The organism is Gemmatimonas sp. (assembly GCF_044345575.1).
Taxonomy (GTDB): domain Bacteria; phylum Gemmatimonadota; class Gemmatimonadetes; order Gemmatimonadales; family Gemmatimonadaceae; genus Gemmatimonas.
This window is the reverse complement of sequence record NZ_JBIJAW010000258.1, coordinates 1-4,830: the sequence shown is the minus strand read 5'-3', so window position 1 is coordinate 4,830 and position 4,830 is coordinate 1. Positions and strand designations below refer to the sequence as shown.

5 protein-coding genes are annotated in these 4,830 nt (G+C 66.6%); 4 read left to right on the top strand and 1 reads right to left on the bottom strand.

From position 1 onward, the window contains the following. From ACIQ6O_RS13010 to ACIQ6O_RS12995, 4 genes are all read left to right on the top strand, one after another. Positions 1-1,031, top strand: a 1,031-nt coding sequence (locus ACIQ6O_RS13010; RefSeq protein ID WP_396208220.1) for a class I adenylate-forming enzyme family protein, incomplete at its 5' end; no start/stop codon positions are given. Positions 1,032-1,059: 28 nt separating this feature from the next. Further along, positions 1,060-2,304 carry an SLC13 family permease gene (locus ACIQ6O_RS13005; protein ID WP_396208219.1) on the top strand — a complete coding sequence of 415 codons (1,245 nt, stop codon included), beginning with the start codon at positions 1,060-1,062 and terminating at the stop codon, positions 2,302-2,304. 51 nt (positions 2,305-2,355) lie between these two features. Beyond that, a complete protein-coding gene (locus tag ACIQ6O_RS13000) occupies positions 2,356-3,492 on the top strand; it encodes a helix-turn-helix transcriptional regulator (protein WP_396208218.1) in 1,137 nt (378 codons plus the stop codon). Next, positions 3,489-4,460, top strand: coding sequence for a helix-turn-helix transcriptional regulator (locus tag ACIQ6O_RS12995; protein ID WP_396208216.1), 972 nt, complete (start codon positions 3,489-3,491; stop codon positions 4,458-4,460). Before ACIQ6O_RS13000 ends, ACIQ6O_RS12995 begins: the two co-directional genes overlap by 4 nt. Before the next feature lie 57 nt (positions 4,461-4,517). Here the strand turns inward: ACIQ6O_RS12995 and ACIQ6O_RS12990 are convergent. Further along, a partial coding sequence (locus tag ACIQ6O_RS12990; RefSeq protein ID WP_396208215.1) for a phage holin family protein occupies positions 4,518-4,830 on the bottom strand: 313 nt, incomplete at its 5' end.

Below are 4,830 nucleotides of genomic sequence, written 5' to 3'. Positions count from 1 at the left end.
CGGCGGCGCTCGTGTACACGTCGGGCACCACCGGCGCCTCGAAGGGCGCGATTCTCACGCACGGCAACTTCGCGGCGAACGGCTTGGCGCTGGTGCAGGCGTGGGAGATCACGGCCGACGACCGCTACCTCGCCGTGTTACCGCTCTTCCACGTGCACGGACTCGGCAACGGGCTGCACGTGTGGCTGCTGAGCGGCTGTCACATGAAGCTGCTCGAACGCTTCGAACACGAGAAGGCGGCGGCGTGGTTCACCACGTATCGCCCCACCATGTTCTTCGGGGTGCCCACGATGTACGTGCGGCTGCTCGATGTGCCCGAAGGGGTGGCGCGCGACATCGGCACCACGATGCGCTTGTTCGTGTCGGGCTCAGCCCCGCTGCCGGCGCCGGTGATGACGGCGTTCGCCGAGCGGTACGGTCATGTGATTCTCGAGCGCTACGGGATGACGGAGACGCTCATGAACGTGAGCAATCCGTTTTACGGGGAGCGTCGTCCCGGCACGATCGGCATGCCGCTCCCGATGACGGCGGTGCGCATCGTGAACGACCAGCTCGAGGATCTCCCCGACGGGACGAGTGGGGAACTGCTGGTGCGCGGCCCCAACGTGTGCCGCGGATACTGGAATCGCCCCGATGCCGAGGCGACGGCGTTCGTGCAGGGATGGTTCCGCACGGGTGATGTGGGCGTGCGCAGCGCCGACGGCTACATCACGCTCGAGGGGCGTCGCAGTGATCTGATCATTTCCGGCGGGTTCAACATCTATCCGCGTGAAATCGAGGAGCTGCTCGCGGAGCTGCCGGGAGTGACGGAGGCCGCGGTGGTGGGTGTGAAGGATCCGGTGCGCGGCGAGGTGCCGGTGGCGTATGTCGTGTGCGGCGACGCGGTGGATCTCGACGCGATCGCGGCCACGGTTCGCCAGCAGTTGGCGTCGTTCAAGGTGCCACGCGGGTTTGTGCGTGTGCCCGCGCTGCCGCGCACGGCGCTGGGCAAGGTGCAGCGGCATCTGTTGCCACCTTGGACGGCGGCGTGATGATGACCGCCGCCCCGAGGCGCGTCGCATGAGCGCCGCCGCCCTGTCGTTGCTGGCGCTGTTGCTGGTCGTGGCGGTGAGTCTCACGTCGCGACTCAACGTGGGCGTGCTCGCGGTGGCGCTCGCGTGGGGTGTCGGGGTGTTCGCCGCCGGGTGGAAGGTGGATCAGGTGATGGCGGCGTTTCCGTCATCGCTCTTTCTCACCCTGCTCGGTGTGACGCTGCTGTTTGGTGTGGCACAGGCCAACGGCAGTATGGAGGCGCTCACGCACGCGGGGCTGCGCGCACTGCACGGGCATGTGGCATGGTTGCCGCTGCTGCTGTTTCTGCTCGCTGGGGTGACCAGCTCGTTGGGTCCCGGTTCCATTGCCACCACCGCGCTGCTCGCGCCGATTGCCATGGGGCTCGCGCATCGGGCGCGCGTGCCGATGTTTCTTACCGCGCTCATGATCGGCAACGGCGCGAACGCGGGGAACCTGTCACCGATCAGCGCCATCGGCGTGCTGGTGTTGTCGCTGATGGACAAGATCGGGCTGGGCGGTCACGGGTCGGCGGTGTTTTTCGCCAACTTCACCGCACACGCACTGGTGGCACTCGTGGCGTGGGCACTCTTCGGCGGCGTGGCGCTGCGCAAGGCGCCGCTGCTCGAGCAGGAGGCCATGACTCCGGTACCGTTCCGCCGGCGGCACGCGGTGACCTTTGCCGTGGGTGCGGTGTGGGTGGCGGGTGTGCTGATGTTCAAACTGCCGCCGGGGCTCACGGCCTTCGCGGCGGCGGGGGTGCTGGTGCTGTTCGGCGCGGGTGATGACAGCGCGATGCTCAAGCAGGTGCCGTGGCCCGTGATCACGATGGTGTGCGGGGTGAGCGTGCTGATCGGGGTGCTCGAGAAGACCGGCGGCATGGATCTATTCACGACGCTCCTGTCGCGGTTGGCCACGCCGGGCTCGGTGAACGGGGTCATCGCCGGCGTGACCGGACTCATCTCCACGTACAGCTCCACGTCGGGCGTGGTGTATCCGGCGTTCATTCCCGCCATTCCGGGGCTCGTGGAAAAGCTCGGCGGCGGCAACCCGCTGGAGATCGCCCTGAGTATCAACGTGGGGGCCGCACTGGTGGATGTGTCGCCGCTCTCCACCATCGGTGGACTGTGTATCGCGGCGGTGCCCGCCGGTCACGATACCCGGCGCCTGTTCCGCAATCTGCTGCTTTGGGGATTCGCCATGAGTGTGGTGGGCGCCCTCTTTTGTCAGACGCTCATTCCACTGTTTGCGTAGTTCGTTCGCATTGGTCTTCGTGGCCTCACCGGTTTCCGGCCCACTTTCCGTATGTCCGCCTCAGACAAATTGCACCGTTGGCTCGACCTGCTGGCGGCGTTGCTGTCGCGCCGCTTTCCGGTCCCGCTGTCCGAATTGCGACGGGATGTCCCGGGGTACGCCGACGAATCGGTGAAGGAGGACAGCCTCCTGCGCATGTTCGAACGTGACAAGGGGGAGCTACGCGAGCTCGGGGTGGTGATCGACACGGTCGTGGATAGTGAGGGGACCGGGCGCTATCAGCTCCGCGGGAACGATTTCTATCTGCCGCTGCTCTCGGTGATGGAAACGGCGCTGCCATCCGAAACTGAGCTGCTGCAGCAGCCACGGCGCGCCGGCGCGGTGGGTGCAGGCAGCCGGGCGTCGCTGGTGCTCACGCCCGACGAATGTCACACGCTCCGCCGCGCGGCCGCGCGGGCGGCGAGTCTCGGGCATCCCGAGCTTGCGGATGATGCGTCCCGTGCGCTGCGGAAGCTGCAGTTCGATCTCGAAGACTTCGCGGCCGAGTTGCCGGCCGCGCAGGTGCTGCGGGTCGACGGCGCGGTGTTCGACGTACTCAGCGAATCGGTGGCGTTGCGCAAGCGGCTCACGTTCACGTACCACAGCATGGAGCGCAACGAAACGGCGGAGCGCACCGTGGAACCGTATGGGCTCGTGTTTCTCACCGGGCACTGGTATCTGGTGGCGCGCGACGTGAACGCCAACGGTATACGCCAATTCCGGGTGAGTCGCATACGTGACGCGAAGATGGCGCCGAAGCCGCAGCATGCGGATTTCGACATCCCCGAGGGCTTCGACCTGTCCGCGTATGCTTCGTCGCGTCGCGCGTGGGAGCTGGGCAACGGCGATCACGAAACGGTGTTCGTGGCGTTCCGCGGTGACATCGGCCTGGTGACGCAGGGGCGCCAACTGGGCGATGATCTGCCGGTGAGCATCGAGCCAAGTCTTGCTGCACGCATCGATGCGCTCGCCACGAGTCACACCATACGCACGTTTCGCGTACGCCGCCGGGACACGTTCCTGCGCTGGCTGCTGTCGTTCGGCGGTGAGGCACATCCCATCGCGCCACATGAGATCGTGACCGAGTGGCGGGCGCTCCTGCAGGCCACGCGCGCCGCGCAGATGGTCGCGAGCCCGGAGGCCGCGTGATCCGCGCCGACGAACGCCTGCAGCGTCTGCTCATGGCCTTTCCGCTCATGGCCGACGAACCGGGGTTGTCGCTCAAGGACATCGCTGAGCGCATCGGCACCACGACGAAGGAACTCACGAAGGACTTCGCGTCGCTCGAGCGCTACGACGTGCCTGCCGGGTGGGTGGATACCGTGCAGGTGTATATCGACACGGCCGGCCAGGCGTCGATGCAGTCGTCGCACTTCAAGCGACCGCAGAAGCTCAATCGTCCTGAGATGCTTGCCCTCGACCTCGGGCTCGGCATGCTGCAGCGTGAACTTCCGGTGGACGAACGGGCCGTCGTGACTCGCACGCGTCAGGCGCTCAAGGCCCTCACGGTGCGGCGCGCCGCCAGTGTGTCCGACGGTGCGAAACGGGAAGACACGGTGCAGGCGGAGAGCGCGCGCGAGCCGGAACTCGCGGTGCTGGGCACGCTACAGACGGCGTTCGAGCAGCGGGTGGTGGTGATGATGCACTATCAGCGACCGGACGATGCGCAGGCCGGTGCGCGACGTGTTCGTCCCTATGCGCTGGTGCGCGCCGACGCCCACGTGTATCTGGTGGGCCACTGCGAACGCGCGGAGGCGATGCGTGTCTTCCGTCTCGATCGCGTGACGGGAGCGCAGGTCACGGCGGATGGCTACGAGCTGCCCGGCGACTTTTCCGTGGCGCAGGTGCTGCAAGGCGGTGGCGTGTTCAAGCGCGACGAAGGCAAGGACGACACGCTGGTCGTGCGCTATTCACCACAGGTGGCGCGCTGGATCGCCGAGCGCACGCAACAGACACCGGCGCCCGATGGTACCATCGAGGTATCGTACCCGCTGGCTGACGAAGCGTGGGCCGTGCGTCACGTGATGCAATACGGCCCCGATGCGGTGGTGATCTCACCGGCCGCGATCCGCGACAAGGTCATCGCGGCCATCGATACGCTACTGGGTGACGGCTGACGACGCCGAGGTCGGCGAACGTCGACGTCAGCTGTCGTGAGTCATCGTCAGTTGTCGTCAGTCGTCGTCGCGATCGGCGGGGATGAAGATCCAGCCGAGGATCGTACTGGTCACGCTCACCAGTAGGGCCCCAAGCATCGCGGCGCGGAAGCCGTCTACCTGAAAGGGAATGTCGAGCCGTGTGGCTACGCTGCTCGTGACGAGCAGCATGGCCGCATTGAGCACGAGGGTGAACAGTCCCAGCGTGACGATGAGCACCGGCAGCGAGAAGAACGTGAGCACTGGCCGGATGAAGGTGTTCACCACCCCGAAGACGAGCGAGAGCCCCAGGAGGCCCGTGGCGCTGCCGGTGTAGCGAATCCCGTCGATG